We start from the raw sequence: 26,417 nt of genomic DNA on the forward strand, positions 1-26,417 counted from the left end.
GGCAGGCGAAGGCCACGGCGACGTACCGGGCGAAGGCCACGGGCGGCGTGGCGGGCAAAGGCACGGGCGGCCGGGCGCGAACGGGGAGGAGCGGTCGTGAAGGGCCTGACGGGGACGTGCCGAGGCGTCCGGGCACACACGAACGGCATGTGACGAACGCCACACATTCCGCCAACTGTCCACCGGAGCGCCGCGATTACCCGGAGCGCGGTCAGGGAAATGCTTGCTGTGGTCGAGGCCGCAGCGCCTTGTCGGCCCAACCGAGGGGGAGTTACATGCGCAGCTTGAAGCATTCCGGTCGTAGCGACCGCACCCGGTCCGTGCCGGCGGGCACGGCTCCCGATCCCGCGGAGATCGGCGCGGCGGAGGAGCGCGACGAGGACAGTCTCGACGAAACCTTCGAGATGTTCCGGGTGGTGTGCCCCGACTGCGCCCGCCCGATCGCGTTGCTGGCCGAGGAAACCGCCCTGCCGGAGCACGCGCTGGTCCGCACGCCGTGGAACCCCTTCGGTCTCACGGTCTGCCCGGGCACGGGGCGCTCCGTCGTCGAGGCCACGCCCGCCGACTCGTCGCTCGACGCGCACGAGCAGGACGCCGGAATGCTGCTCACCCTGCCGGAGGGCCTGGACTGGCGCATGCAGCCGTTCTCCCATGTCGGCGGGCCGGGCTCGCAGCCGATCCGCGGTCTTCCGCCGGTGGGACGCCGGGCCGCCTGACAGGACCGCCCCACGCCCGCCGCTCGGCCGTCACCGGCCGACGCGAAGTCACTGGCCCCGGGCGTCATGGTCACCGGCTCGGGCGTCATGGTCACCGGCTCCTGACGTCATTCACCGGCTCGGGCGTCATGGTCACCGGTCGCCGTGGTCACCCGCCCGCCCCTCATGGTCGTAGGCCGAGTCGGGCACGGTCACCGACGTGGGCGCCGTACGTGCCTCCGTCACTGTCCTGCGCCGATCCCCCTTGACGCCAACCCTCTTGCCGCGACCCCTTGCCAGGGGCAGGTATTGACCTGGGGTCGGCCCCATCGGGCCTGCGCCGGCCGACTCCCCGTCCGCCGGTTCTCGATCCCGCCGCGAGCGGTCATCGACCCGGCGCGAGCGCGCGCCTCGGGAGCGCTTCCCGCGCAACATCGTGCGCTACGGCCCCGTTCACCACACCCCGCGCAGACACTCTCCACTCATCACGCATGCTGACGCACCGGGGCATTGTCCGCTGCCCGCGGGCGGGGCACCATGCAATGAAGCAAGGACGGAGTCGCTCCATGCATGAGGCCGCAATGGACACCATCACCCCGCACCGGCAGGGCGATCGCTCCGTGGCCGACCGCCTCCTGAGCGTCCTCGACGCCTTCGATCTGGAGCGGCCCGCGCTGTCGCTCACCGACATCAGTCGCAGGTCGGGCCTCCCGCTCGCCACGGCGCACCGCATGGTCGCCAAGCTGGTGAGCTGGGGCGCCCTGGAGCGCGACGACGAGGGCGACTACCACATCGGGCTCCGGCTCTGGGAAGTCGGAGCGCTGGCTCCGCGCGGGATCGGCCTGCGGGACGCGGCGCTTCCCTTCCTCGAGGACCTCTATGAAGCCACCCACGAGAATGTGCATCTAGCGGTGCTCGACGGTACGGACACCGTCTACATCGAGCGTCTCTCCGGCCGTTCGGCAGTCGGCGTACTCAGCCGGGTCGGCGCCCGCTGGCCCCTGCACGCCACCAGCGTCGGCCTTGTCCTGCTCGCCCACAGCGCACCGGAGCTGCAGGAGCGCGTGTGCGCTGGACCGCTCCGCGCCTTCACCCGGCACACGATCACCGACCCTGCACTGCTGCGCCGTACGCTCGCCGAGGTCCGGCGCCGCGGATGCGCGATCTGCGAACGGCAGATCACCGACGACGCCGTCGCTGTCGCCGCTCCCGTTCGCGGCCCTCAGGGGGACGTCATGGCTGCGGTGGGCGTCGTCGTTCCCGTCGACGACGCACGGACGAGCACGCTCGTCCCCGCCGTCCAGGTGGCTGCGCGAGGCATCTCCCGCTCACTGCACCGCCCCGGTGGCGGCAACGGGTGAGCGGCTTGCACGCCGTGCAGCACCCACGGGCGTGACCGCGTGACCGGAGAGGCAACAAGGTTTCGGCACGCCCTGTGACACCGCTGTATGCGCGGCCCTGCCACCCGTCGGTCCGGCAAGCGGGTCAGCCGCTCTTCCATCAGATGAAAGCGCTGTTGCCGCAGTCCGGGGACCCTCGAAAGGTTGGGGTTTCCCGGAGTCGCCGCGGGGCGGGACACCGCTGCAGACGGACAGGAGCCTCCATGACTTCCCTGGAAGAGTCATTGGTGCTGGACCGCACCGAGGAGGGCGAACCAACCACGGAGGTCGACGAGGCGGCCGGGATCGTCCGGGTGAGCCGGCACAGGGGCGAGGCCGCATGTCCGCCCTTCTACGCGGAATCCACCGGCATCACCGGCCGGATCACGCGCCTGCAGGACATCGAGTACTTCGCACCATGCATGTACGTGCTGCACAGCCGTACCGCACCGGTCGGGGTCCCGCGGGGTCCGCACGGCGAGGACGGCGACGCGTTCCGTGTGGAGGTGCTCTACGCGATCACCCCGTCGACCGAGACCACGACGTACGACTTCTGCGCCGTGGCACGCGACTTCGCCCAGGACGACGAGGAAGTCGGCTCTTTTCTCCACGACTTGAACCGGACTGTGGTCATGCAGGACGTCGATGCGCTCACCGTCCTCGAACAGGTCCTCGCGTCCGAGCCCGAGGGATACCAGGAGTTGAGCATCAACATCGACACCGGCGGTCTCGCCGCGCGGCACATCCTCGAACGGCTCTCTTCCGGCTCCGGTGACAGCCTCGGTGACGGCGGCAGTCCCGGCGCCGGGAAGAAGGGTGGCGCGGCCACGGACGGGCCGCGGTCACGGGCCGGAGCCCGGTCCTGCACCGGCACGGCCCCGAACGCCGCCGGGAGCGAACCGCATCCCTCGCACGCCCACCGCCGGTCCGACGGTGCCGACGGCGGCGCCGCGGCCGGAATCCGTCCCGCGGGAGCGACCACGCCATGACGAGGACCGGGAGGACCGTCTACCGGGTGCGCTGGCTCCCGGGCACAAACCGGCTGCTCGGTACCTGTCACTGCGGCGCGACGCGCGAGGGGTCGGACCCGATCAAGCTGTGGACCTGGCTGCTCGGCCATCCGTACGGCCACCAGCCGCTACCACCGGCACGGAAGCCGTCGTGACCACCGAACCGACCGGGTACGCGAGCCGCATCTGCTGGAGGCCGACGAGCCGTATCCGCTGGGGGTGGCGATGGAGCCCGATCCGGACTTCGCCCCATGACGGCGCGTGCCGCACGGTGACTGCTCAGAGGTCGAGGACCGCCTGAACGGGCAGGTGATCGCTGGGGAACTGGCCGTCGCGGGCGAAGGTGTTGATGGCTGCGTAGGGGGCGCGGACGCCGCGGGAGGTGAGGATCCAGTCGATCCGGTCGCCATCGGGGACGAGGGGGCGGTAGCCATGGAAGGTGGCGAACTGCGGGCTGCGCTCCGCCGCCGTCTCCCAGGTGTCGACCAGCTTGCCACCGCTCAGCAGGGCGTCGTAGACGGGGTTGCCGTGGGCGGCGACATTGAAGTCCCCGGTGACGATACGGGGCAGGGCGGGGTCGAGTTGCCCCAGCCGCTCGGAGATCAGGGCGGCGGACCGCTCCCGCGCGTACTGGCCGACGTGGTCGAAGTGCGTGTTGAGGGCGTAGAACCGGCCGCCCGTGCGCCGGTCCTGGAAGCGGACCCAGGTGACCATGCGGGTGATCTGGCCGCCCCAGGTGTTGGAGCCGATCACGTAGGGAGTATCCGAGAGCCAGAAGTGGTCGTATTCGAGCGGGGTCAGGCGGGACGTGTCGTAGAAGACCGCCCCGAACTCGCTGCGGCTTCCGCCTTCGCGCCCGGTGCCGATCCAGTCGTAGCGCGGTCCGAGGTCGGACTCGATGTCCTGGAGCTGTGCGTACAGCCCCTCCTGGGTGCCGAGCAGATGGGGCCTCTCCCGGCGCAGCAGCTCATGCGTCACGGGGCGGCGCTCGGCCCAGGAGTTCGGCCGCGTGTCACCGGCGTAGCGGAGGTTGAACGTCATGGTCCGCAGCTCGGGGCCGCCGTCGTCGAACACCGGGCGGGTCGCCTCCGCCGGCTCGGTGTACTCGGACGGGGCGGCCGCCCACGACGTCCCGACCGCGGAGCGGGCGGGCCCGGCGGCGCGCGCGTCGTGGGTCGCGTGGGCGGCCACGGGGAGCGAGAGGGCCGCCGCAGCGGCGGCTCTCATGCCGTTACGGCGCGTGAAGGGGGTGGCGGTCATGGCGTCTCCAGGGGTGGGCCGGTCTCGGCCAGGATCGGTCTCAGGAGAGTCTCAGACGCCCACGAACGGGGGAAGTGGGCGGCACGGGGCGAGAGTTGAAACGCCTGGTGACGCGGAGGGGCCCCGCGGTCCCCACCGTACGGCGCCCGCTTCCCGGTATCCGGCGGCAACACCCCGGGACATCCGCCGCAACACTTTGCTTCAACAATCTGTTCAAGCAGCCCATCGGTGTCCCACAATCGGGCCCACGTTTCAGCCACGCGTGCCGAGGAGTCCCGATGCCGACTGCCACCCAGCGATTCCTGCCACACGGTTCCACGCATCCCGTGGACGAGGTCCCGTCCGCCGGCCGGCTCGGCGCGTTCGGCCTGCAGCATGTGCTGGCGATGTACGCGGGCGCCGTGGCCGTCCCCCTGATCGTCGGCGGCGCGATGAAGCTGCCGCCTGCCGATCTCGCGTATCTGATCAACGCGGACCTGCTGGTGTGCGGGCTGGCCACGATCCTGCAGTGCGTTGGCTGGTGGCGGTTCGGCGTACGGCTGCCGATCATGCAGGGCTGCACCTTCGCGGCGGTGTCGCCCATGGTGCTGATCGGCACCGGAGGCGGCGGCCTGACCGCGATCTACGGGTCGGTGATCGTCGCCGGGCTGGCGATGATCCTGCTCGCCCCCGTCTTCGGCCGCCTGCTGCGCTTCTTCCCGCCCCTGGTGACCGGCACGGTGATCCTCATCATCGGGCTCTCACTGCTTCCCGTGGCCGGCAACTGGGCCGCGGGTGGCGTCGGATCCCCCGGCTTCGGCGCACCGAAGAACCTCGCGCTGGCGGCCGGCGTCCTCCTCGCCGTCCTCGCCGTGCAGCGCTTCGCGCCGGGCTTCCTCGGCCGGGTCGCGGTCCTGGTCGGCATCATCGCGGGCACCGCCGTCGCGATACCGCTGGGGTACACCGATTTCGACGCGGTCGGCGACGCGGACTGGCTGGGTGTGAGCACCCCGTTCCACTTCGGGGCCCCGACGTTCGAGGGCGCGGCGATCGTGTCGATGCTGGTTGTCGCGCTGGTGACCATGACCGAGACCACGGGAGACTTCATCGCGGTCGGCGAGATGACGGCCCGTCGGGTCGAGCCGGTACGGCTCGCGGACGGGCTGCGGGCCGACGGCTTCTCGACCGTGCTGGGCGGCGTCTTCAACACCTTCCCCTACACGGCGTACGCGCAGAACGTCGGCCTCGTCGGGATGACGCGCGTGCGGAGCCGGTGGGTGGTCGCGACCGCGGGCGCCATGCTGGTGCTGCTTGGGCTGCTGCCGAAGCTGGGCGCCGTGGTCGCGGCGATCCCCGCGCCGGTGCTCGGCGGCGCGGGCCTGGTCATGTTCGGCACCGTGGCGGCCAGCGGCGTCCGCACCCTCACCGGCGTGGACTTCCGGGGCAACCACAACCTGACGGTGGTGGCGGTATCGGTCGCGGTCGGCCTGCTGCCGGTGGGTGTACCGGACATCTACGCCAAGTTCCCTGACTGGTTCCAGACGGTGATGGACAGCGGCATCAGCGCGGGCTGCCTCACCGCGATCGCCCTGAATCTGCTCTTCAACCACCTCCCGAGCGGTCGCGTCGAAGCCCCGGATACCGCATCCGGTGCGGTCCGAAGGCCGTGAACGCGACGGACGTCCCGGAGCCGGCGGGCGATCGCGGCGGCTCTGGTGCGGGCTCCGACCGGCGGATGACGCCTGCCAGGGGCCGGGCGACCTGACGCCGCGTCGGAGAGAGCGGGACGGAGCGTGGGCGCAACGAGTGCGGAGCCTGGGCGTAACGGGTGCGGAAACGGGGGGCGGAGCGGGACCCACGCGCAGTCCCGCTGCGGACCGAACTGCACCGGGAGGACCGGAACCTGAGGCGTGGTCAGAAACCGTCGGCCGGGTGACCGTCAGGGTCGGTCACGGCGGGATCCGCCCGCCTCTCACCCGTCCGGTCGCCGCTGCATGAGTGGCATGGAGAGCGCGGAGGGACAACTACCCCTACTGTCCGATTAGAGGGGGGCAGTCATCTTCTGCGCTCGATGAAAGGAAAGCTCATGCCCTTGTCCGTTCGGCGTTTGCTTGCCGTCGCCGGCCTCGCCGCCGCCACAGCAGTTGCACCCCTGGCCGGAACCTCCTACGCCGCCCCGTCCCACACCGCCGGCACCGAACACGACGCCAAGGCGAAGAAGGACAGCGCCCACAAGGACTGCAAGCACGCCAAGGAACACAAGAAGCACGAGGAGAGCAAGGACAAGCCCAAGGGCCACAAGGACACGGGCAAGTACGAGGGCACGAAGCACGAGGGCAAGAAGAAGGACGACCCGAAGGCCGAGTGGAAGAAGCAGCACGAGGAGGCCTGGAAGAAGCACCAGGAGTCCACGTGGAAGCACGACCACAAGGACCACGGGAAGCCGGAGGCTTCCAAGAAGGACCACAAGAGCGAGTGGAAGAAGGACCATAAGGCCGAGCCCAAGAAGCACCACAAGGCCGAGTGGAAGAAGGACCACAAGGGGTCATGGGAGCCCGAGTGGAAGAAGGACCACAAGGGGTCATGGGAGCCCGAGTGGAAGAAGGACCACAAGGGGTCATGGGAGCCCGAGTGGAAGAAGGGCCACGAGGACTCATGGGAGGCCGAGTGGAAGAAGCACCAGGACAAGGGCTGGAAGCACGAGGACCACGCCTGGGAGTGGAAGCACGACAAGAAGTCGTACGGCAAGGAGGAGCACGAGAAGAAGCACGGCGACTTCATCGACGAGCTGCTGGAGCTCTTCGCGCTCGACTTCTTCGACCACGACTCCTTCGACCACGACTCCTTCGACCACGATTTCTGAGTCGCCTGCGGCGTCCGGAACCGCGACGGCGTCCGGGCGCTCGGCGATTCGCGCCCATCATCACCGACTTTCGCCCGTCACCGGTGGCCGGGTCCCCCGCGGGGGACCCGGCCACCGGCCGTATGCCGGGAGACCCTCGCGGGGAGACGTGCCGAGCTAGCCGCGCTGACTAGCCGCTCTCCGGCCCCGCGACATGACGGGCGACGACCATTCGCTGCACCTGGTTCGTGCCCTCGACGATCTGAAGCGCCTTCGCCTCGCGCATGTACCGTTCCACGGGAAAGTCCGCCGTGTAGCCGTATCCGCCGAGTAGCTGCACCGCGTCGGTCGTCACCTGCATCGCGGCGTCCGTACAGAAGAGCTTGGCCATGGCCGCCTGCTTGGAGTACGGCCTCCCCGCGTCCCGCAGCCGGGCTGCCGCGAGATACAGGGCTCTCCCTGCTTCGATCCGGGTCGCCATGTCGGCGATCATGAACCGCAGTCCCTGGAAGTCCGCGATCGGCCGCCCGAACTGCCGCCGCTCCGCGGTGAAGGCCAGCGCCTCGTCGAGCGCCGCCTGCGCCACACCGATCGCGCAGGCGGCGATGCCCAGACGGCCGGAGTCGAGCGCGGCGAGCGCGATCGCGAATCCCTGCCCCTCCTCGCCGATCCGCCGCGCATCCGGGACGCGTACCCCGTCGAGGTGGATCTGCGCGGTGGGCGACCCCTTGAGCCCCATCTTGCGCTCCGGCGCCGCGGCGGAGAGGCCCGCCGTATCCCCCGGCACGAGGAATGCGGTGATACCGCGCGCCCCTTGTCCGCCCGTACGCGCGAACACGGTGTAGAAGTCGGCGACGCCACCATGGGTCGTCCATGCCTTCGAGCCGTCGAGGACCCAGTCACCCCCGTCGCGGACCGCGCGGGCACGCAGCGATGCTGCGTCGGAGCCCGATGTGGACTCGGAGAGGCAGTACGCGCCGAGGAGCCCGCCGCCGAGCATGCCCGGCAGGTGTTCGGCCCGCTGCTCCTTGGTGCCGGACGCTGCGAGGGCGTGGCAGGCGAGCGTGTGGACGCTGACGCCGAGGCCGACGGTGAGGCGGGCCATGGCGAGCTCTTCGAGGACCTGGAGGTAGACCTCGTACGGCTGGTCGCCGCCGCCGTACTCCTCCGCGTAGGGGAGGGCGAGCAGCCCCGACCGGGCCAACAGCGCGAAGACATCGCGGGGGAAGCGGCCCTCCGCCTCCTGCTCGGCGGCGGGTGGGGCGATCTCGCGCTCGGCCAGCTCGCGGACGAGCGCGAACAGGTCTCCGGCCTCCTCGGTCGGTGCCTGGCGTTCCACCGGATGCGGGGCACGTTCGGGCATCGCGGCGCTCTCCTCCCGGTCGGGGACCTGCGGCATGCGCGCCCGGGGCGGGCGGCGTCGCCGGACTGCTGAGCCGATGCTGCCGTTCCGGGGCGCGGAAGGGTCCGACCAGTGGCTGTGGCGCAGCGAGTATGCCCGTTCGGCGGACTCGGTGACCGTACGGCGGGAAGACGGGAGCAGGTCAATTGGTCCGAACCATTGACCGCGGTGGTCTAGTCCTTCTACGGTTCCGGGCAACCCGTTCATCGCGTGCATGCCAAGTGGTTCCCATTCGCTCCCCCACCGAGGAGACCCCATGCCCGGACCGGACCGTCCCCCCGCTCGCATACGAGCACTCATCGTCGTGCTCGGCGCCGTGTGCGTGACCGCGCTCGCCACCACTCTGCCCGCCGGCCCCGCCTCGGCCGGCGAACCGGCCCGGAAGCCGAACCCCGGCAGCAGGACCGGCAGCCCCGCGGCAGCCGGTGACAAGGTGCTCGGCTACTTCACCGAGTGGGGCGTCTACGACCGCAACTACCACGTCAAGAACGTCGAGACCTCGGGCTCGGCCGACAAGCTGACACACATCAACTACGCGTTCGGCAACGTCCAGGGCGGGAAGTGCACGGTCGGCGAGGCCTTCCCCGCGTACGAGAAGGCCTACACGGCGGACCAGAGCGTCGACGGCGTCGCCGACACCTGGGACCAGCCGCTGCGCGGCAACTTCAACCAGCTCCGCAAGCTCAAGAAGCTCCACCCCGGTCTCAAGGTGCTGTGGTCCTTCGGCGGCTGGACCTGGTCCGGAGGCTTCGGTCAGGCCGCCCAGAACCCCGACGCCTTTGCCCGGTCCTGCCACGACCTCGTCGAGGACCCGCGCTGGGCCGATGTCTTCGACGGCATCGATATCGACTGGGAGTACCCCAACGCCTGCGGCAACGGCTGTGACAGCAGCGGCCGGGACGCGTTCGGGAAGCTCATGCGGGCGCTGCGGGCCGAATTCGGCGACGACAACCTCGTCACAGCCGCCATCACCGCCGACGCCTCGTCCGGCGGCAAGATCGACGCCACCGACTACGCCGGAGCTGCCCAGCACGTCGACTGGTACAACCCGATGACGTACGACTTCTTCGGGGCATGGGCCACACAGGGCCCCACCGCCCCGCACTCCCCCCTCACCTCCTACGACGGCATCCCGCAGCAGGGCTTCACCACCGACGACGCCATCCGGAAGCTCACGTCCCTGGGCATCCCCTCCGAGAAGCTCCTGCTGGGCATCGGCTTCTACGGCCGCGGCTGGACCGGCGTCACGCAGAAGGAGCCGGGCGGCACCGCGACGGGCCCGGCACCCGGCAAGTACGAGCAGGGCATCAGCGACTACAAGGAGCTGAAGTCCACGTGCCCGGCCAACGGTACGGTCGCGGGCACCGCTTACGCCCACTGCGGCAACCAGTGGTGGAGCTACGACACCCCCGCCACCATCGCCGGGAAGATGGACTACAAGAACCGGCGGAGCCTCGGCGGCACCTTCTTCTGGGAACTGAGCGGTGACACCGCCGACGGCGAGCTGATCAAGGCGATCGACTGAGCCCGGCGGGGGCACCGCCCCGCCCAGCCCGCCCGGCCCCGCGTGCCTTCCCGGTACGCGGGGCCGCATGCTGGGCAGCGGCCCGCACTCCGGTCTCGGCCTGCGGTCGGGCGCCACTCGACCATCAGAATCGTGACGTCGTCGCCGATTTCGTCATCCGGCGAGGCCGGAGTCGGCGCCCACGGACTTCTCGCCGTCCAGCGGAAAGAGCTGTGAGATCGACCGGACGGACGCCGGCGCCGTCCACGCCGAGGGCCTCGACGTGCCGGTTCACCACGGCGGACACGTCGGTCATAGCCGCCCACCGGCCCTGTCCCGCCACTCTTGGAGAAGACGCTCGCCGGCACCCACGGGCATGTTCGCATGGGCCCGTGATCATCGCTTCCCCCGGATGGCGAGACTCCGCGATCCGTACGGTTGCGCCTGGGCCGCTCGGCACTGGTGGGAGGAGACTGGTGACGTACACCCTGACGTACAGCACGCGTCACGGCCTTCCGGCCGCGCGCACGCATCCGATACGAGCCGAGGAGTGTCACCCGCCCATGACCGTGTCTCCGGGATCTCCCGCCGCCCTCGACACCGCATTCTTCATGCGCTGGCTCGAGGGGGCCACGCAGGTGATCACTCAGGAAGCCAAGCGTCTCACCGAGCTCGACTCCGCCATCGGGGACGCGGACCACGGCATCAATCTGCGGCGCGGCTTCACCTCGGCCTCGGCGGCCGTGATCGCGGCGCCCCCGGACACACCGGGCGCACTGCTCAAGGCCTTCGGGACCCACCTCACCCGTACGGTCGGCGGCGCCTCGGGGCCGCTGTACGGGACCGTGCTGCGGCGGGCCGGGCGCGCGCTGGGCGACCATCCGGCGGTGAGCCCGGAGGCCCTCGGTGAAGCCCTCGCCCAGGCCGTCGCCGGGGTGCAGCGCCTGGGCGACTCGGGGCCCGGGGACAAGACGATGGTGGACGCGCTGGCCCCGGCCGCCGAGGCCTACTCGACCGCGCTGGGGAGCGGCGGGCAGCTCCGGGACGCCCTTGCGGCGGCGGCACAGGCGGCCCGGGAAGGCGCCGAGGCGACGATCCCGATGCAGGCCCGCCGGGGCAGGGCCAGCTACCTCGGCGCGCGGAGCATCGGTCACCAGGACCCGGGCGCCACGTCGTCCGCCCTGCTGATCACGGCACTGTACGAGGCGGCCACCGGGCATGCCGCAGGGACGGAGGCGGCTGCCGAAACGGCCTCCGACGCGTCCGACCAGGCGGCCGGCGGGCGTGCCGAGGCGTCCGATCCGGAGGGCGACGAGGAGCAGGACGAGGAGGCCGAGCGGAAGAACGCAATCGGTGGAGGCGGGCCCGGCCCACGCGTGGGCGTCGTCCTCGTCTCGCACAGCCGAGAACTGGCCGTCGCCGCCGCCGATCTGGCCAAGGCTCTGGTGGGTTCGGGCGATCCGGCGCCGATCGCCGCCGCGGGCGGAGTCGAGGGCGGCGGCATCGGCACCAGTGCGACGCTGGTCCGGGATGCGGTCAAGGGGGTGGACGGCGGGCGCGGCGTCGTCGTTCTGTGCGACATGGGCAGTGCGGTGCTGACGATGAAGGCGTTGCTCGCGGAGACCGGGGAGGGCGCGCTTCCCAAGGAAGTACGGATCGCGGACGCCCCGTTCGTCGAGGGCGCGGTCGCGGCACTCGTCACCGCTTCGACCGGAGCGGACCTCGATGCCGTCCTGGCCGCCACCGACGACGCCCGCACCTACCGCAAACTCTGAGGACCCACAGGGCTCCTGACCACCCGTCAACCATCGGGGACGGGTCCGGTCGGCGGTCCGCGCGCGATGGCGTGCGCGACGGCAGTGCGCGAACCCCGGGCGCCGGATGTCAGCGCTTGATCCGCAGGCTCCGCAGCCGGTTGAGCGCGGCGGCGACCTCGTGGCGGCGCGGTACCGCGCAGTCGTCCTCATGGACTGTGAGCAACTCGCCCGCGCCGGACGCGAGTTCACGGTCCAGCAGGTCCAGCGCCTCGGCGAGCGTCCGGCCGCCGTCCAGGTGGCCGCGGCGCACCAGGAGCTCCATGGCGAAGCCGGTGCCCGTGACGTACCCGCGGTCGGGCATCTGTTCCACCGCGGTGACGTCCAAGTGCTCCTCTCCGAAGGCGAGTGCGTCGGTACCCCGGGCCCGGACGCGCGAGCGGCCGCGGGCCCGGGAGTCGACGGAGGCGGGATCGGGGGTTCGGTGGGTGACGGGCGGGAAAACGTCGGCCTCGGCGTGACGGCCCGTCGGGACGCGGGCCAGCTCGCGCGCCTTTTCGGTGACATCGGAGGCTTGGTAGGCGTCCATCATGATCACTTGGTCGGCGACGTCCATGTAGTCGCCCGAACCGCCCATGACGAGGACCGTGGAGACCCCGTGGTCGCGGTGCAGGGAGCGGACGAGGTCGACGAACGGGGTCAGCGGCTCGCGGTCCTTGGCGACCAGCGCCTGCATCCGCGCGTCACGGATCATCAGATTCGTGGCGGCGGTGTCCTCGTCGATCAGCAGCGTTCCGGCGCCCGCTTCGACCGCCTCCACCAGTGAGGCGGCCTGCGAGGTGGATCCGGAGGCGTTGTCCGTGGAGAAATCGGCGGTGTCGGCGCCACTGGGCAGATGGCTGACGAAGGCGTGCACATCGACCCGCGCGACACGACGGCCGTCCTCGGCGCGGATCTTGACGGTGTCGTCACGGGAGACCACCAACTCCCGCCCGTCGCCCGGCACATGGTCGAATACGCCCGCCTCCACCGCCCGCAGCAGGGTGGACTTGCCGTGGAACCCACCGCCGACGATCAGCGTGACTCCCTCGGGCACGCCCATGCCCTCGACCCGCCCCGCGTTCGGCAGTTCGACCTCCACCCGGAACGCGTCCGGTGACAGGAACGGCACCACCCCCGGCCCGGTCAGCGGCCGGTCGTCCACACCGCTGCGGCGCGGCAGCACGGCGCCGTCCGCGACGAACGCCACCAGCCCGCGCGGCTCCAGCGACCGCCGCAGCGCGTCGGCATCCTCCACGGTGTCGACGAAGCGGCGCACCTCGGCCGCGTCCAGCGAGGCGTAACGCAGCGTGCGCTCGACGACCCGCGGCAGCACCCGGCACAGGATCTCCTCGGCGGCACGGCCGTCGATCCGCCGCCCGCGGCCCGGGAGTTCGACGCCCAGACGGACCGTCACCGCTCCCGCTTCGTCTCCGCTGCCGTCGCCGATCCGGCACGAGGAGCGGTCGAGCACCTCCTGGCCGCCGCGGTCGATGTGCACCGGGCCCGAGCCGGCCACGGCGGCGGCCTGCCGCGCCAGATACCCGGCGAGGCCGCGGCGGCGCGCCGCGGTGTTCCTCAACTCCTCGGGAAACCCGGCGTGTTCAGCGGGTACGCGCAGGGCGAGGCGAGCGGGTGGCGCGTACGGGTCGGCCTGGCCGCGGACCACCTCGAGGGTGAAGCCCGCCATCCGCCAGGCGCCGCCGAGCGACTTGTACCTGCCGTAGGACGCACCGTCCAGGCGACGCAGTTGCTCGGCCAGTCCCGTGCGCATGGGCTCCCCTCGTTCCGTGAAGCTTCCTCCCGATGAGCCTAGTGCCGCCCCGACCCTCGTGCCCGACCCGCCGATCCGTCTCACGCCCGCCCGAGCGGGATCGTCACCCCACGGGCCAGTCATGGAGAACGAATTCGCACCACACGCTCTTGCCGCTCCCGCGGGACTCCACGCCCCAGACATCCGCCAGCCGGTCCACCAGCAGCAGCCCGCGCCCGGAGACGCCCGTCTCGCCCGGCTCCCGGCGCCGGGGCCAAGTGCTGGAGGAGTCCTGCACCTCGACCCGGAGCCGCCGCTCCGCGCCGCCGGGCATACGGGCGGTCACCACGGCTCCGCCGTCGGTGTGCATCAGGGCGTTGGTGATCAGTTCGTCGGCGACGAGCTCCACCTCGTCGGCGCGGCCTCCGGCACCCCAGTCCCGTACGGCCTCGATGATCATGCGCCGGGCCAGGCTGAGGGCCTCCGGGTCGCCCTGGCCGACGTGCTGGTGGACCCGGCGGCCGATCTCGGGGATGGGCTCGCCCTCCCTGCGGAACAGCAGCATCGCCATGTCGTCGCCGCCGGTCCGCTCCCCCATCGCCGCGCTCAGGTGGTCCGCCAGCTCCTCGACCAGATGCGGGCCGCCTGCCGCTGCGGTGGACAGCATCCGCAGCCCCTCGTCGAGGTCCTTCCCCGGCTGCTCGACGAGCCCGTCGGTGAAGAGCATCAACGTTTCGCCCGCGTCCAGGACCACCCGGGTCACCGGGTAGTCGGTCTGCCCGAACGCCGCCGATACGCCGAGCGGCATGCCGCCTGCCACCGTGAGGGGACGGCAGCCGCTGACGGGGTGCCGGATCATCGGCTCGATGTGTCCCGCCCTGACCAGCTGCACCGCTCCGTCCACCGGGTCCACCTCGGCGTACAGGCAGGTGGCGAAGCGGTCGGTGTCCAGCTCGTGCAGAAAGACCGAGGCGCGGGCCATGACGGTGGCCGGGGCGTGGCCCTCGGAGGCGTACGCACGCAGGGCTATGCGGAGCTGGCCCATGACCGCGGCGGCGTGCGTGTCGTGGCCCTGGACGTCGCCGATGACGGCGCCGACCCGGCCGCCCGGCACGGGGATCACGTCGTACCAGTCGCCGCCCACCTCGCGGCCGAAGCGGGCCGAGCGGTAGCGGACGGCGATGCGGGCGCCGGGGAAGGTGGCGATACTGCGCGGCAGCATCGCCGTCTGCAGGCCCTCGGCGATGTCGTGCTCCTGGTCGAAGAGCATGGCCCGCTGGAGTCCCTGGGCGATGCTGCTGCTGAGGGCGACCAGGAGGTTGCGCTCCTCCGGGGTGAAGTCGTGCTTGCCCCGGTAGAGCAGGCCGATCGCGCCGAGCGGGCGCGCCTGGGCGATCAGCGGGAGATAGGCGGCGGCGGAGACGTCCAGCGGCTCGATGTACGGCCACAGCCGCGGATAGCGGCGGGAGAACTCCTCGGGCGAGGTGATCAAACGCGGGGTGAGCGTGCGCACCACCTCGCTCATCGGGTACTGCTCGTCGACCCGGGTGTACTCGAGTTCCGGCACCCAGCTCCCGGCCTGACCCTCGGCCACGACATGGATCCGGCCGTTGTCCATCAGCCCCATCACCAGGCTGACGGCACCGAGGCGCCCCAGGCCCTGGCCACCGCCGAGCACATCGATCACGTCCTGGACGGTGATCGCATGGGCCAGGGCTGCGGTGGTTTCGTCAATCACGCTCGTCTGGCGTCTTCGCTCCTCGTTGAGGGCGATGCGCTCTGCGGAGTGGGCCAGTTCCTGCGTGGCGTCCCGGATGATCCCGAGCACGCGCACCGCGCGGCCGTCGTCGCCGCGCCGGATGTGGCCCTGGGTGTGGGTCCAGCGCAGGGATCCGTCACGGCAGCGGATGCGGAAGTACGCGCCGTACGTGCTGCTGCCGCCCTCGATCGCGTGCCTGACGACGGCGTCGAGGCGCTCGGCCTCCGCGGGCGGCACGCGCTCGGCCAGGGTCGCGGGAGAGCCGTCGTACTCGTCCGGGGCCATCTCGAAGACCTCGAGGGCCGGGGCGTCCATGTGCATCAGGCCGCTGTCGAGGTCCCAGTCGAAGCTGCCCATCCGGTTGAGCGCGAGGCTGACCTCCGCGCGTACGGGCCAGTCGGCGGGCAGCGGGGCGGCGGGGGCCGGGGTGGTTCCCCGATCAACCATGTCGCCCTCCCGGTACGGCGCACCGCCCTGGGTGGTGCACCGGCGTACTTCGCTCTGCCACTCAGCGCAACTCTGTCACTCTTTGTGCGATTTTTCGAAAGGTACGGGCGAAGCGCGAAACAGGCAGTCGGAAAGGGACCATGCCGGTCCGTGAATCGGGCGGTTACCCGAACCGGCCGGTCCCGATGTGCAGCGGCGGAGGGGTCGGCAACTCTGCGTTGCCGACCCCTCCGCCGCCCTTCCGACCCCCACGGAGCTTCCGGTCTCCGGTGGTGACATCCGGTCCCTACGGGGTGCCTACTTCTCCGCGCCGACCTTCTTGCCGTCCGGGGAGACGGCGAACCAAGCGCCGCCCACGCCCTGGCCGTTGGTGTCGCCGGGCTTCTCGTCGCCCGTGTACCAATACAGGAGCCAGCAGTCGATCGCGAGTTGCTCGTCGCCGTCGGGACGGGTGAACTTCGAGAGCAGCTTGGGGTTCACGCCCTCGACGTCATCCTTGGCGACCGGCTTGGCGGGCTTCCATGTATCGAGGCACGAGCCGGTGCAGTTGGACTTCATGGGCCAGGCCGAGTCCTTGTTGAAGCGGTAGAGCGTACGGCCCTTGCCGTCCCGGAGGATCTCGCCGAGCTCGGGGTCCTTGAAGGTGGACAGCGCCGCCTTCGAGACACCGGTGCCGACTTCCCCGCCTCCGCCGCCGCCCTGGTCGGCCCCGTCGGCGGACGCCTTCTTGCCGTCGGGCGCCGCGGCGTACCACGTGCCGCCCACGCCCTCGCCCTTGATCTGCCACGGCTTGGTGTCCTTGGCGTACCGGTACATCGGCCAGCCTGCGACCGTCAGTTGCTGGGTGCCGTCGGCGCGGGTGACCTCGCCGAGCAGGGAGGGGTCGATGCCGGCGGCGGAGGAGACGTCGGAGGCGGGGACGGGAGGCCAGGCGGTCGCGCAGTCGCCGTCGCAGTTGGTCTTCGGCGGCTTGGCGGTGTCCTTCTCGAAGCGGTAGAGGGTGAAGCCCTCGCTGTCGGTGAGGACGGAGCCGAGCTTCTTGTCGTCGCCGATCATGAGCTGTCCTGCCGGCTTGGACTTCTCACCCTGGGGATCCTTACCGCCGTACCCGCCCCCGTTGGCCTTGTCCTGACCGCCGTAAGCGGCGTCGGCCTGACCCGCCGGCTGCGCCGCAGTCGGCTGCGTCTGCTGCTGCTGGGAGCCGCAACCCGCCGTCAGCATGACCGCCACCGCGGCCACCGCGATCGAGGCGCTCTGCCACTTCCTCATCGTCCACTCCTGCAATCGGCTTCCCGTCCGGCGCGGGTATGCGCCTCTGACAGCGCTATGTACGGACGGGAGAGCACGGCGTGTTCAAAGGCGCAGCAAATAAAATTCCGCGGCGGTACGCACCGTGACCGTCTCACGGGACCTGCGGGCACGACCGGACCGAGCCGGTCGCCGCTGCCGTGCCGTTCAACAGCCCTGCGCCGCGGAGCGGTTGGCCTTCGAGCCGCGGCCGGCCGGGGGCCTCGTGGCGGGAGGCCGGAGCGCATCCACGCCAAGGGCCCCCGCCGGGCACAAGTGCCGGACGAGGGCCCGGGGCTGGCCGCACGCGCGCCGTGCCGCGGCTGATCGCGGACGTGCTCCGGTGCCGGGACGGGCGCGGGGTCGCATCTCCTAACGCCGTGCTGACCGGCACCGCCCGCGCGCGGGCTCAGGGTTCGCGGCCGAGGAGCGCGACCAGCCGGTCCTGTACGGGCACGGAGTCCTGCACCTTCACGGCGGGGCCGAAGACGCCGTAACCCCGCCACGTGTCCGCCTGCGGCTCGATGTACGCATAGACCTCCGCGGCGAGTTCCTCGTCCAGCGTCGCGTCGTCTCCGATGCCGCGTGCCAGATCCCAGGCGTGCACGGCCAGATCCGTGACCATCTGCCAGGTGTACTCGGCCGCGGGGGTCGGCCCGCTACTGGTGTGCACCTCGATGTCCAGGGCGCCCGGCCGGTGGAACGCGGACTTCGACTCCACCGCCGCGGCGTCCCACGCCGCGGCGGGGTCGTCGCCGACCACATCGCCGCTGAACCGGTCGCCGACCTCGGCCAGCGTCGCGCCGCGCAGCAGCCACGGTGCCCAGAGGTGTTCGCCGACGAGGTGGTTCACCAGGTCGCGCACCGACCACTCGGTGCACGGCGTACCGGACTGCCACTGGTCGTCCCTCACACGGTGCACCCGCCGGCCGAACTCCTCCAGCCCGGTGTCGAACGCGTCCAACAGTTCCATGGAGGTCACCTGCTTCCTGCGGGGGGCGGAGCCGGCTCGGGCTGTGGGTCGGGCCCGGGGGCCGGCGGTTCCGGTGAGGTCGGTCCCGGAGGGACCGGCGGGATCGGGTCCGGCTCGGGGACGGGCATGGGACCGGGACCTGGCCCAGGACCGGGTCCCGGACCGGGCCCGGGTCCCGGCGGAGGCGTCGGCGCCGGGGGTACAGGATCGGGACGGGGTGTGGTCATGGTGAACCTCCCGGGCATGTGAAAACGGCGTGCGGCGGTTCCCCGCACGGCTCGCCGAGTACCCCGTGGCCGTCGCTTCAGACCCGCTCCGCCGCACCCGCACCGCCAAAAAGTGGCACGGTGATCTCCCCCAGGGGACTGACATGGCGCCCGGGCGTACTCCGGACGTGGTACGCGGGGTGAGCACCGGGAGACGACGACAACTCCCCTGCCCCTTGGAGATCGTTGGGCCATGACGATCCGTACCCGCGCACACCGGCCGGCCGGGCGATGAGCCCCCTGACGCTGTCGGTGCTGCTGTCCCTGGTGTCGGCGGTCTGCTACGCCGCCACCGCCATCGTCCAGGAGCGCGTCGCCGCCACCGGCCCGCCGCAGCGCCTCGGACTGCTCCGGCGGGGTGCCTGGTGGGCGGCGGTGGCGCTGAGCGGGGCCGGTGCGGGTCTGCACGTACTGGCGTTGGGGGCGGGGCCGCTGGCGATCGTCCAGCCCTTGGGGGTGCTGACCATCGTCTTCGTACTGCCGATGGCCGCCCTGTGCGTCGGCCGCAAGGTGACGCCGGAGGGGCGGCGCGGATCCCTGATGGTTGCGGCGGGGCTGGCCGGTCTGCTCCTGCTCACCGGCGCTTCGCGCTCGCGTGCGCTGTCCGGGTCCGAGCAGCCGGCCCTCGCGGTGGCCACGGCGTGTGCGATCGCCGCCCTGGTCGTGGCCGGCTGGCGGGCGCGGCGGCCCGCTGTGCGCGGCCTGGCGCTGGCCGCTGCCGCCGGGGTGTCGTTCGGTGTCTCGTCGGTGTTCGTGAAGACGGTCGCGGTGGCCTGGTCGATGGCCTCGTTCACCGACACGCTGCCGGGCCTCGGCATGATCGCCGTGCTCGCGACGGCGGGGCTCGCAGCGTCACAGGCCTCGTACCGCGGGGCCGGGCTGACCGCGCCGCTGGCCACCGTCACGGTCGTCAATCCGGTAGTGGCCGCCACCATCGGCAGCGTGCTGCTGGACGAGGGCATACGGTTCGGCGCGGCCGGGGTGCCGGTGACCCTCGCGGCGGGCGCCCTCACAGCCTGGGGCCTGGTGGTCCTGACGGCAGACGGAGCGGCGCGCGAGCGGACCGCGGTGGACGCTGCGCGCCCGGCAGTAGAGGTGGACGCTGCGCCGCCCGCACCCGTAGAGGTGGATGCTGCGCCGCCCCCGCCGGTGGAGGTGGGCGCTGCGCCGCGCCCACCCATTGAGGCGGACGGGGAACCGGTGGGCGACGCGGAACCGGTGGTCGACGCGGAACCGGTGGTCGACGCGGAACCGGTGGTCCGCGTCCCGGCTCCGGCCATGGCCTCCGCCGACGTGCCCCTCCCGGGCCGGCGGTCCTCGGTGATCACCGCACAGGAGCCGCGGCGCGTGGACGGACCCCTGCTGACGGCGGGCTGACGGCCGAGCGCTGCGCTGCGCCGGGAGCGCGCAGCCGATCACACCGCACCCGCCCCCATGACCGGATCGGTCGGACGGCCCTCGTGCCCGGATCGCCCCGGCGTCCGGGGTCCGGACCGGGCACGAAACGGGCCCGCTCAACCCTCGTGCGGTCAGCGACCGACCTCACGGCAAGCGCTTCCCACGCCACTGATCTGCGGCGTTCTCCATTCTGAAACGGGCGCAAACAGTCACGATCTTTGATGTGACGAACCTGGTCACAGCAGATTCGGGCTTGTTAAATCGACACTCAAGCCCGAACGGTCATCGCTCCTCACCGGAGCGGGACCCCTCAGCCAGGGAGATACGCAGTGGACGCCGAGGAGCGCAGAAGGGCCGTACTCGAGCTGGCCCGCCGCACGGGTTCTGTCGACGTCGCCAAGCTCGCCGCGGACCTCGGCGTCTCCAAGGAGACCGTCCGCCGGGACCTCGGTGTGCTGGAGGACCACGGGCTGGTCCGGCGTACGCACGGGGGCGCCTATCCCGTGGAGAGCGCCGGATTCGAGACGACCCTGGCCTTCCGCACCACCATGCACGTCCCGCAGAAGTCCCGGATCGCCTCGGCCGCCGCGGACCTGCTCGGCGACGCCGAAACCGTCTTCGTCGACGAGGGGTTCACCCCCCAGCTCATCGCGGAGGCACTGCCCAGGGACCGGCCGCTGACCGTGGTGACGGCGTCCCTGACCGTGGCCGCCACGCTCGCCACCAGCGAGAAGATCACGGTGCTGCTGCTCGGCGGGCGGGTGCGCGGCGGCACCATGGCGACCGTCGACCACTGGACCGTACGGATGCTGTCCGGATTCGTGATCGACCTCGCGTACGTCGGCGCCAACGGCATCTCCCGCACCTACGGCCTGACCACCCCCGACCCGGCCGTCAGCGATGTGAAGTCCCAGGTGATGAAGGTGTCGCGGCGCCGGGTCCTGGCGGGCGTCCACACCAAGTTCGGGGCCGTCAGCTTCTGCCGGTTCGGCGAAGTGGGCGACCTCGAGGCGATCGTCACCGACACCGGCCTCCCCTCGTCCGAGGCCGGCCGCTATTCGCTCCTCGGCCCCCAGGTCCTACGGGTGTGAGCACCCGCGCCTGACAACTCCACCATCCCCCTCGACCCGCCACGACGCACCGGTGGCATGGTGCCGTACGCCCGACAAACCCGGCGCCCCGCACCGTCAGAGGCTCAACGGACCGCCCTCACCCGGCAGTTCGTACCGACCCGGCGCCACGACCCCGTGACCCGGCCATCCGATCCCTATACAACTGTACGGAGAATCTCATGCCGATCCACCGACGAAACGGCAGACGCGCGACCCTCGCGGTCGCCGCAGCGGGGGCGCTCCTCGCGGCGTGCGCCGGAGCCGGCGGCTCCGGCTCGTCCGGCGGTGACACCCTCACGGTGCTCATGGTGAACAACCCGCAGATGGTCGAGTTGCAGAAGCTCACGGCCCGGCACTTCACGAAGAAGACCGGCATCAAGGTCCGCTTCACGGTGCTGCCGGAGAACGACGTCCGGGACAAGATCAGCCAGGACTTCTCCAACCAGGCCGGGCAGTACGACGTTGCCACCATCAGCAACTTCGAGGTGCCCTTCTACGCCGGGAACCAGTGGCTGCACCCGCTGGACGAACACATCGCGGGCGACAAGGACTTCGACCAGAACGACATTCTGAAGCCGGTCCGCGAGTCCCTGACCGCCGACGACGGCAAAGTCTACGCCCAGCCCTTCTACGGCGAGTCCTCATTCCTCATGTACCGCAAGGACGTCTTCGCGGCGAAGGGCCTGAAGATGCCGGAGAAGCCGACCTGGAAGCAGGTGGCCTCCCTCGCCGCCAAGGCCGACGGCGCCAAGCCTGGCATGAAGGGCATCTGTCTGCGCGGACAGCCCGGCTGGGGCGAGGTGATCGCCCCGCTCACCACGGTCGTCAACACCTTCGGCGGCACCTGGTTCACCAAGGACTGGCAGGCGAAGCTCACCGCGCCCGAGTTCTTCAGGGCGACGAAGTTCTATGTCGACCTGGTGCGCAAGCACGGCGAGTCCGGCGCGGCCCAGGCCGGGTACGCCGAGTGCCTGAACAACCTCACCCAGAGCAAGGCAGCGATGTGGTACGACGCCACCGCCGCCGCCGGCTCCCTCGAAGCCTCCGACTCCCCGGTGAAGGGCAAGATCGGTTACGTCCCGGCCCCGGTGGAGAAGACGGAGAGCTCCGGCTGGCTCTACACCTGGGCATGGGGCATCCAGAAGGCGTCCAAGAACCCGGACAACGCCTGGAAGTTCATCTCCTGGGCTTCGGGCAAAAAGTACGAGGAACTGGTCGGCAGGGAGATCGGCTGGCAGAACGTCCCCGCGGGCAAGCGCGCCTCCACATACGCCAACCCCGCGTACAAGAAGGCGGCTTCCGCCTTCCAGTCGGTCACCCAGCAGGCCATTTCCAGCGCGGACCCGCGTCACCCCGGCACTCAGCCACGGCCGACGATCGGCATCCAGTTCGTCGACATCCCGGAGTTCACGGATCTGGGCACCAGAGTCTCCCAGGAGGTCAGCGCGGCGATCGCCGGCAAGCAGACGGTCGAGAGCGCCCTGAAGAAGTCGCAGGCGATGGCTGAGAAGGTCGCCGAGGAGTACCGGAACCGATGACGACGACCCTCCCCGTACGCCGCTCCCGGAGCGGCCCGGGGGCCTCCGCCGCCGCCCCGTCGCGTCGCAGGCCCCCGGGCCGGGGGGCGTGGGCGACGCGGGCCCCGCTGCTGCCCGCGCTGGTGTTCCTGATCGTCGTCACCCAACTGCCCTTCGCGGCCACGCTGGTGATCTCGCTCTTCGACTGGAACTCCCTGTCCCCCGGCGATCGTCACTTCGCGGGGCTGGGGAACTACACGAGCGTGGTGACCGACGCGGAGCTGCGGGACTCCGTTCTCACGACGATGCTGCTGACCGCGGCCGTGGTGGTGACGAGCGTGGTGATCGGCCTTGCGCTCGCGCTGCTGCTGGACCGTGCGTTCTTCGGCCGCGGTGTGGTGCGCACCCTCCTCATCGCACCCTTCCTGCTGGTGCCGGTCGCCTCGGCCCTGCTGTGGAAGCACGCGCTCTACAACCCGGAGTACGGGCTGCTGAACGGCGTCCTCAACTGGCTGGGCCTCGGACAGTCGGACTGGATCTCGGAGATGCCACTGCTGGCCGTGGAGGCGTCACTCGTCTGGCAGTGGACGCCGTTCATGATGCTGATCCTGCTGGCCGGGCTGCAGAGCCGGCCCACGGAGACGGTGGAGGCGGCCCGCCTCGACGGGGCGGGAAGCCGGCAGATCTTCCTTTATCTGACGCTGCCTCATCTGCGCCGGTATCTCGAACTCGGCGTTCTGCTCGGCTCGATCCACATCGTGCAGAACTTCGACGCCGTCTTCACGATCACCAGCGGCGGCCTGGGCACCGCCAACCTGCCCTACACCATCTACCAGACCTTCTACCAGGCCCATGAGTACGGGCTGGCCTCGGCCGCCGGAGTCGTCGTCGTGATCGGCACCATCGTGATCGCGACCTTCACCCTCCGGGTGGTCTCCTCCCTCTTCCGCGAGGAGGTGTCCCGCGCATGACCGCGACGACCGTACCGGCCCCGTCACTTCCCCCTGCCGCGCGCCGCGCACGACGCCGCTCGGCCGCCCTGGGCCTGCTGGCCTGGATGGTGGGCATCGCGTTCTGCCTGCCGGTGCTGTGGATGGTGCTCACCTCACTGCACTCGGAGGCGGACGCCGCGACCAACCCGCCGTCGCTCGACGCCTCGCTCACACTCGACGGCTACCGGGAGTTCTTCGGGACGACAGGGGGAGCGAGTCCCTGGCCGTCGCTGATCAACTCGGTTTCGGCGAGCGTGTTCTCGACGATCCTTGTGCTGCTGCTGGCCTTCCCCGCGGCGTACGCGCTGTCCATCCGGCGCGTCCGCAAATGGACGGACGTGCTGTTCTTCTTCCTGTCCACCAAGATGCTGCCGGTGGTGGCGGGCCTGCTGCCCGTTTACCTGTTCGCGAAGAACACCGGCGTGCTGGACAACATCTGGCTGCTCGTCATCCTCTACACTTCGATGAATCTGCCGATCGCGGTGTGGATGATGCAGTCGTTCCTCGCGGACGTGCCCGTCTCCATCATCGAGGCCGCGCAGATGGACGGCGCCCGGCTGCCGACCGTCCTCGCCCGGGTCGTGGCTCCCGTGGCGGGGCCCGGTATCGCTGCCACTGCACTGATCTGCTTCATCTTCAGCTGGAACGAGATGCTGTTCGCGCGGGTGCTCACGGGCGTCACCGCGCAGACCGCTCCGGTGTTCCTGACCGGCTTCGTCACCAGCCAGGGCCTGTTCCTGGCCCAGCTGTGCGCGGCGTCGGTCGTCATTTCCCTGCCGGTGCTCGCCGCCGGATTCGCCGCCCAGGACAAGCTGGTCCAGGGCCTGTCGCTAGGAGCCGTGAAATGAGGGCCGCGCTCATCGAAGCCCCCGGCAAGGTCACCGTCACCACCGTGCCCGACCCCGCTCCGGGGCCGCGGGAGGTCGTCGTGGACGTGGCGTCCTGCGGGCTGTGCGGCACAGATCTGCACATCCTTCAGGGCGAGTTCGCCCCGACACTGCCGGTCGTGCCCGGACACGAGTTCGCCGGCGAGATCGTGGGCGTGGGCGCGGAGGTCACGGAGCCGGCCGTCGGCGACCGCGTGGCGGTGGACCCGTCGCTGTACTGCTACGCGTGCCGCTACTGCCGTACGGGCCACAACAACCTCTGCGACCGATGGGCGGCGATCGGGGTGACGGTGGCCGGTGGCGCCGCGGAGTACGCCGTCGTGCCCGCGGCCAATTGCGTGCGGCTCCCGGACCACGTGGACGTACGGGACGCCGCACTCATCGAACCGCTCTCCTGCGCGGTCCGCGGCTACGACGTCCTGGGCTCACGTCTGGGCGCCGAAGTGCTGATCTACGGCTCGGGAACGATGGGCCTGATGATGCTGGAGCTGGCCAAGCGCACGGGCGCGGCCCGCGTCGACGTCGTCGACATCAATGCCGAACGGCTCGCCACCGCGCGCAAGCTGGGCGTGTCCTCGGCCGCCTCGTCGGCCGACGAATTCGGCCGGCCGCGGGGCTGGGACGTCGTCGTCGACGCCACGGGCAATGCGGCGGCCATCCAGGACGGCCTGGGCCGGGTGGCGAAGGCGGGCACTTTCCTGCAGTTCGGTGTCTCGGACTACGCGACGACGGCCGCCATCGAGCCCTACAAGATCTACAACCAGGAGATCACCATCACCGGATCCATGGCCGTTCTGCACAGCTTCGAGCGGGCTGCCGACCTGTTCGCGAACGGGGTCCTCGATCCGGGGCTGTTCATCAGCGACCGGCTGCCGCTGGAGGAGTACCCGCAAGCGCTCGACCGGTTCCGGGCGGGACAGGGCCGCAAGATCGTGGTCGAGCCGTAGGCCGGACGCACCGAGAGGTCCGGTGACCGCCCGTGGGGGGCCGGCCTTGGGATGCGGACTCATGCCAGTGGCGCCGCCCGCAGATCCGAGGGACGGATGCGGTACACGTTCAGCCGCATGTCGTAGTACTTCGCGGTCTCGCCGACCCACTCCATGCCCATGCGGCGTGCCGTCGCGGCGGCCTTGCGGTTGTTGGGGCGGGCGACCGCGAAGAGTTCGTCCACGCCCTGCCGGAACGCCCAGCCGGCGAGGGCGATCCCGGCCTCGGTCGCGTAGCCGTTCCCCCAGGCGTCGGGGCTGAGCTGGAAGCCGATCTCCAGATCCTCCTCGAACGGCGGCAGCATGCGGATCACCAGACCGCCCACCACCCTGCCGTCCTCCAAACGCTCCATGGCCCACCGGCCGGACGGAACGACCAGGTTGTGCTGGGCCTCCTCCCATGCCTGGAGCACGGCGCGCATCGCGCCGACATCCTCCACGCGGAGCATGGCGGGGGTGAGCCAGTGCGCGACTTCCTCGGCGCCGTAGATCCGGAACGCCGCCTCGGCATCGGAGACAGCCCAGTCGCGCACCTCGAGGCGTTCCGTACGCAGGGGCGGTTGCATGCCCTTCACGCTAGCCGCGCTCTCCCGGCACGGCTCGTCGGCGAGCGACCCGATTCCACTCCTATCGGCGGTTCACCGATTCGGTACAAGGTGCGTAACCACTCTGATAGTCGACGCGTTCTCGATGGCGTCGCCGTCCGTATCAGGTCGGTATGAGCTTATTGCTGAAGGAGACGACTTACATGTCGCGCATCACGAAGGCCGCCGCCGTCACCATTGCGGCGGGTGCGGTCCTCGCCGGTTCCGCCGGATCGGCTTCCGCCGACTCGGAAGCCAAGGCCGCCGCGATCGGCTCGTCGGGCGACATCTCGGGCAATGTGGTCCAGATCCCGGTGGACATCCCGCTGAACGTCTGCGGCAACACGTTCGGCGCCGTCTCCGGTCTCAACCCCGCGTTCGGCACCACGTGCATCAACGTGGACACCCACGACCACGCCCACAAGCACGCGAAGAAGAAGCACCACAAGAAGCACGGCCACAAGGCGCACGGCCACAAGGCACACGGCCACAAAGCACACGGCCACAAAGCACACGGCCACAAAGCACACGGCCACAAAGCACACGGCCACAAAGCACACGGCCACAAAGCACACGGCCACAAAGCACACGG

At 70.8% G+C, this 26,417-nt stretch carries 21 protein-coding genes and 2 pseudogenes; 16 read left to right on the forward strand and 7 right to left on the reverse strand.

Going from position 1 to position 26,417, the window contains the following annotated elements:
• The first annotated feature begins 404 nt into the window (after positions 1 to 404).
• The 4 genes and pseudogenes from AB0M26_RS11190 to AB0M26_RS11205 all read left to right on the forward strand — a co-directional run bounded on the left by AB0M26_RS11190 (position 405) and on the right by AB0M26_RS11205 (position 3,239).
• Positions 405 to 716 carry a hypothetical protein gene (locus AB0M26_RS11190; RefSeq protein WP_365258235.1) on the forward strand — a complete coding sequence of 104 codons (312 nt, stop codon included), beginning with the start codon at positions 405 to 407 and terminating at the stop codon, positions 714 to 716.
• 545 nt (positions 717 to 1,261) lie between these two features.
• The gene (locus tag AB0M26_RS11195) at positions 1,262 to 2,056 is read left to right on the forward strand and encodes an IclR family transcriptional regulator (RefSeq protein WP_365258091.1); all 795 of its coding nucleotides are present in this window, start codon (positions 1,262 to 1,264) and stop codon (positions 2,054 to 2,056) included.
• Positions 2,057 to 2,352: 296 nt separating this feature from the next.
• Positions 2,353 to 2,832, forward strand: a pseudogene (locus tag AB0M26_RS11200) (aromatic ring-hydroxylating dioxygenase subunit alpha); the annotation flags it as partial.
• Positions 2,833 to 3,059: 227 nt separating this feature from the next.
• The gene (locus tag AB0M26_RS11205) at positions 3,060 to 3,239 is read left to right on the forward strand and encodes a hypothetical protein (protein WP_365258094.1); all 180 of its coding nucleotides are present in this window, start codon (positions 3,060 to 3,062) and stop codon (positions 3,237 to 3,239) included.
• 124 nt (positions 3,240 to 3,363) lie between these two features.
• Here the strand turns inward: AB0M26_RS11205 and AB0M26_RS11210 are convergent, their stop codons facing one another.
• Positions 3,364 to 4,344 carry an endonuclease/exonuclease/phosphatase family protein gene (locus AB0M26_RS11210; RefSeq protein WP_365258097.1) on the reverse strand — a complete coding sequence of 327 codons (981 nt, stop codon included), beginning with the start codon at positions 4,342 to 4,344 and terminating at the stop codon, positions 3,364 to 3,366.
• A 278-nt stretch (positions 4,345 to 4,622) separates the two neighbouring features.
• Between AB0M26_RS11210 and AB0M26_RS11215 the strand changes: the two genes are divergently transcribed.
• Both AB0M26_RS11215 and AB0M26_RS11220 read left to right on the forward strand, forming a co-directional pair.
• Positions 4,623 to 5,993: a nucleobase:cation symporter-2 family protein gene (locus AB0M26_RS11215; RefSeq protein WP_365258100.1), complete on the forward strand. Its 1,371-nt coding sequence runs from the start codon at positions 4,623 to 4,625 to the stop codon at positions 5,991 to 5,993.
• A gap of 416 nt (positions 5,994 to 6,409) precedes the next feature.
• Positions 6,410 to 7,186: a hypothetical protein gene (locus tag AB0M26_RS11220; RefSeq protein WP_365258103.1), complete on the forward strand. Its 777-nt coding sequence runs from the start codon at positions 6,410 to 6,412 to the stop codon at positions 7,184 to 7,186.
• A gap of 169 nt (positions 7,187 to 7,355) precedes the next feature.
• Here the strand turns inward: AB0M26_RS11220 and AB0M26_RS11225 are convergent, their stop codons facing one another.
• Positions 7,356 to 8,528: an acyl-CoA dehydrogenase family protein gene (locus AB0M26_RS11225; protein WP_365258106.1), complete on the reverse strand. Its 1,173-nt coding sequence runs from the start codon at positions 8,526 to 8,528 to the stop codon at positions 7,356 to 7,358.
• A gap of 295 nt (positions 8,529 to 8,823) precedes the next feature.
• Between AB0M26_RS11225 and AB0M26_RS11230 the strand changes: the two genes are divergently transcribed.
• From AB0M26_RS11230 to AB0M26_RS11240, 3 genes and pseudogenes are all read left to right on the forward strand, one after another.
• Positions 8,824 to 10,092, forward strand: a complete 1,269-nt coding sequence (locus AB0M26_RS11230; protein ID WP_365258109.1) for a glycoside hydrolase family 18 protein — start codon at positions 8,824 to 8,826, stop codon at positions 10,090 to 10,092.
• A gap of 542 nt (positions 10,093 to 10,634) precedes the next feature.
• Positions 10,635 to 11,282 (forward strand): annotated as a pseudogene (gene dhaL / locus AB0M26_RS11235) (dihydroxyacetone kinase subunit DhaL); the annotation flags it as partial.
• A gap of 165 nt (positions 11,283 to 11,447) precedes the next feature.
• Complete coding sequence (locus tag AB0M26_RS11240) at positions 11,448 to 11,846, forward strand: PTS fructose transporter subunit IIA (RefSeq protein WP_365258238.1); 399 nt, start codon at positions 11,448 to 11,450, stop codon at positions 11,844 to 11,846.
• A 109-nt stretch (positions 11,847 to 11,955) separates the two neighbouring features.
• On the opposite strand, the gene AB0M26_RS11245 is transcribed toward AB0M26_RS11240, so the two are convergent.
• The 4 genes from AB0M26_RS11245 to AB0M26_RS11260 all read right to left on the reverse strand — a co-directional run bounded on the left by AB0M26_RS11245 (position 11,956) and on the right by AB0M26_RS11260 (position 18,083).
• Positions 11,956 to 13,638 (reverse strand): ABC-ATPase domain-containing protein, encoded by a 1,683-nt coding sequence (locus tag AB0M26_RS11245; protein ID WP_365258112.1) that lies wholly within the window; start codon positions 13,636 to 13,638, stop codon positions 11,956 to 11,958.
• Between the two features lie 103 nt (positions 13,639 to 13,741).
• Positions 13,742 to 15,823, reverse strand: a complete 2,082-nt coding sequence (locus AB0M26_RS11250; protein ID WP_365258115.1) for a SpoIIE family protein phosphatase — start codon at positions 15,821 to 15,823, stop codon at positions 13,742 to 13,744.
• A gap of 297 nt (positions 15,824 to 16,120) precedes the next feature.
• The gene (locus AB0M26_RS11255) at positions 16,121 to 17,092 is read right to left on the reverse strand and encodes an SCO0930 family lipoprotein (protein ID WP_365258118.1); all 972 of its coding nucleotides are present in this window, start codon (positions 17,090 to 17,092) and stop codon (positions 16,121 to 16,123) included.
• A 427-nt stretch (positions 17,093 to 17,519) separates the two neighbouring features.
• Positions 17,520 to 18,083 carry a TIGR03086 family metal-binding protein gene (locus AB0M26_RS11260; RefSeq protein WP_365258121.1) on the reverse strand — a complete coding sequence of 188 codons (564 nt, stop codon included), beginning with the start codon at positions 18,081 to 18,083 and terminating at the stop codon, positions 17,520 to 17,522.
• A gap of 497 nt (positions 18,084 to 18,580) precedes the next feature.
• Between AB0M26_RS11260 and AB0M26_RS11265 the strand changes: the two genes are divergently transcribed.
• The 6 genes from AB0M26_RS11265 to AB0M26_RS11290 all read left to right on the forward strand — a co-directional run bounded on the left by AB0M26_RS11265 (position 18,581) and on the right by AB0M26_RS11290 (position 25,202).
• The gene (locus AB0M26_RS11265; RefSeq protein ID WP_365258124.1) at positions 18,581 to 19,726 is read left to right on the forward strand and encodes a DMT family transporter; all 1,146 of its coding nucleotides are present in this window, start codon (positions 18,581 to 18,583) and stop codon (positions 19,724 to 19,726) included.
• A gap of 350 nt (positions 19,727 to 20,076) precedes the next feature.
• Positions 20,077 to 20,838, forward strand: coding sequence for a DeoR/GlpR family DNA-binding transcription regulator (locus AB0M26_RS11270; RefSeq protein ID WP_365258127.1), 762 nt, complete (start codon positions 20,077 to 20,079; stop codon positions 20,836 to 20,838).
• A gap of 200 nt (positions 20,839 to 21,038) precedes the next feature.
• Positions 21,039 to 22,397, forward strand: a complete 1,359-nt coding sequence (locus AB0M26_RS11275; protein WP_365258130.1) for a sugar ABC transporter substrate-binding protein — start codon at positions 21,039 to 21,041, stop codon at positions 22,395 to 22,397.
• Positions 22,394 to 23,347, forward strand: coding sequence for a sugar ABC transporter permease (locus tag AB0M26_RS11280; protein ID WP_365258133.1), 954 nt, complete (start codon positions 22,394 to 22,396; stop codon positions 23,345 to 23,347). The genes AB0M26_RS11275 and AB0M26_RS11280 overlap by 4 nt, the downstream gene beginning before the upstream one ends.
• Complete coding sequence (locus AB0M26_RS11285; RefSeq protein ID WP_365258136.1) at positions 23,344 to 24,216, forward strand: carbohydrate ABC transporter permease; 873 nt, start codon at positions 23,344 to 23,346, stop codon at positions 24,214 to 24,216. Before AB0M26_RS11280 ends, AB0M26_RS11285 begins: the two co-directional genes overlap by 4 nt.
• Positions 24,213 to 25,202: a zinc-dependent alcohol dehydrogenase family protein gene (locus AB0M26_RS11290; RefSeq protein ID WP_365258139.1), complete on the forward strand. Its 990-nt coding sequence runs from the start codon at positions 24,213 to 24,215 to the stop codon at positions 25,200 to 25,202. Before AB0M26_RS11285 ends, AB0M26_RS11290 begins: the two co-directional genes overlap by 4 nt.
• Before the next feature lie 59 nt (positions 25,203 to 25,261).
• Here AB0M26_RS11290 and AB0M26_RS11295 read toward each other — a convergent pair whose 3' ends face one another.
• Entirely contained in the window at positions 25,262 to 25,807 is a 546-nt protein-coding gene (locus AB0M26_RS11295; protein WP_365258142.1) for a GNAT family N-acetyltransferase, read from the reverse strand.
• A 182-nt stretch (positions 25,808 to 25,989) separates the two neighbouring features.
• On the opposite strand from AB0M26_RS11295, the gene AB0M26_RS11300 reads away from it, so the two are divergent.
• Positions 25,990 to 26,417: chaplin (locus tag AB0M26_RS11300; RefSeq protein ID WP_365258145.1), on the forward strand; the 428-nt coding region annotated here is incomplete at its 3' end.

The organism is Streptomyces sp. NPDC051776 (assembly GCF_040681345.1).
Taxonomy (GTDB): domain Bacteria; phylum Actinomycetota; class Actinomycetes; order Streptomycetales; family Streptomycetaceae; genus Streptomyces.